Raw genomic sequence first — 1,982 nt, 5'->3', positions numbered from 1 at the left:
CACATGATCGCCATAGGGGCCCCGGCCAAACACATCCACCCACCCGGGCACCACAGCGAAAAGACCGGGCTCTGAAAACACAGCCAAGGGAAGCAGACCCCCACCCGGGCATCACAGCAAAAGACCACCCGGACATCACAGCAAGAGACCGGCCGCAACGAACAAGTCCTAACCCATCCGCAGCTCCACCAGCACCAGCGGCACCTCGTCGAGCAGTTCGCGCGCCAGCATCCCGGTGAGCCCGGTCCTCGGCACCAGCCGCTGACCCGCCATCGCGTGCGCGTGCCCGGCCCAGCACGCGGCCCGAGCCGGATCGACCGCGCAGGCGAGCAGCCCGCCCACGAGCCCGGCCAGCACGTCCCCGCTGCCCGACGTGGCCAACCCCACGTGCCCGGTCGCGTCCCGCCACACCTGCCCGCCCGGGTCGGCGACCACGCCCATCAGGCTCACCACGGCCCGGTGGCGTTCCGCGATCTCCACGGCCGCGTCCACGAAGTCCTCGACGGGGTCCTCCGGGCGGCCGAGCAGGTAGGCGGCCTCGACGGTGTTCGGCGTCAGCAGGAGCCTGCCGTGCACCGGTTCGGCGAGTTCCGGGTGGGTGCCGATGGCGCCCAGGGCGAACGCGTCGAGCACCACGGGCGTGTCCTCGGCGACCAGGGGCAGCAGCTTCTCGAGGAGCGCGCCGGTTTCGTCCACGTCGGTCAGGCCGGGGCCGAGCACGACGGCGTCGGCGTCGGCGACGAGGTCGGCCAGCACGTCGGCCGCGTCGCGGGACACGGCACCACTGTCGGCCTCCGGCAGGCCGACGACCAGGGCTTCCGGGACGGCGAGGCCGAGTGCGGACGCGTGGCGTTCCACCACCGCCAGTTGCAGGGTGACCGCGCCCGTGCGCAGTGCGGCGATGCCGCTGAGCAGCACCGCCCCCGGTGCGCGCCGGGCGCCGCCCACCACGAGCACGGTGCCGTTGCCGGTTCCGGGCGGCCCCCACTCGCGCAGCAGCGCCGAGGTGATCGGGGTGGGGTCAGACCGATTCGGTTTCGGCATCTTCGCTCTCCGTCGGCGGGACGTTGCGCACCCGCAGGTGTTCGGTGGCGTGCTCGTGCTCCATGCGGAACCCGCCGTCGTCCTCGCGCACCCAGGAGGTCACCGACCCGTTGGCGACGACGGTGCTGTGCGCCACGGTGAGCAGTTCCTTCTCGGGGACGCCCTCCAGCAGGTAGCGCAGCAGGTAGGCGGTCATCTCGTGGGCGAAGAGCAGGACCCGCGCCCCGGGGTGGCGGCGTTCGAGGTCGGCCAGCAGGGACCGCAGCCGCAGGGCCACGTCGGCCCACGACTCGCCGCCCGGGGGGCGGTAGTAGAACTTGCCGAGGCGTTCCTTGCGGACCAGTTCGTCGGGGAAGCGGTTGGCCACCCCGCGCGCGGTGAGCAGGTCGAGCACGCCGAGTTCGCGGTCCCGCAGCCGTTCGTCCACCACCCACACCGGCTCGTAGTCGATCTCCGCCACCGCCAGTCGGCCGGTGCTGAACGTCCGCTGGTACGGCGAGCACACGATCACCTCCGGCCGCTGCTCCTCCGGCAGGGTGGCCAACCACCGCCCGACGGCCGTCGCCTGGTCCTCGCCGCGCGGGGACAGCGGCACGTCCGCGTCCCGCTCGGCGATGTCGATGACGTCGCGCCCGCCGTCCTCTGCCTCTTCCCTGGCCACGTTGCCGGTGCTCTCACCGTGCCTGACCACACCAACCCATCCAAGATCCGTCACGTGCCCGACATACCCGTTCTGGGCGGGCCGGAACCCCGGGTGGGGCTTGCCATGGTCTTGTGCCGCTCGGGGGGCTGATCCGCTCAGCGTGCCGTTGGTCTGCAAGCGCCGATCGTTTGGTGGGTGGATCTGCTTCGCGCGGGATTGCGTCGTGTGCTGTCGGTTCAAGGCCCGGTCGTTTTGTGGGCGTGCCCGGGTGGATCTGCTCAGCCGTGCCGTGGTT

The 1,982-nt window shown here is 71.9% G+C and carries 2 protein-coding genes; both read right to left on the bottom strand.

All coding sequences use genetic code 11. The features are described from left to right. Nucleotides 1-168: 168 nt before the first annotated feature. A complete protein-coding gene (locus UO65_RS15570; protein ID WP_035283190.1) occupies nt 169-1,044 on the bottom strand; it encodes an NAD(P)H-hydrate dehydratase in 876 nt (291 codons plus the stop codon). Then, nucleotides 1,022-1,735 (bottom strand): histidine phosphatase family protein, encoded by a 714-nt coding sequence (locus UO65_RS15565; protein WP_233427600.1) that lies wholly within the window; start codon nt 1,733-1,735, stop codon nt 1,022-1,024. The genes UO65_RS15570 and UO65_RS15565 overlap by 23 nt, the downstream gene beginning before the upstream one ends. Nucleotides 1,736-1,982 lie beyond the last annotated feature (247 nt).

Source organism: Actinokineospora spheciospongiae, assembly GCF_000564855.1.
In the GTDB taxonomy this organism is placed as follows: domain Bacteria; phylum Actinomycetota; class Actinomycetes; order Mycobacteriales; family Pseudonocardiaceae; genus Actinokineospora; species Actinokineospora spheciospongiae.
Note: the sequence above shows the minus strand (reverse complement) of the source record. Positions and strands in the feature narration are given on the sequence as shown.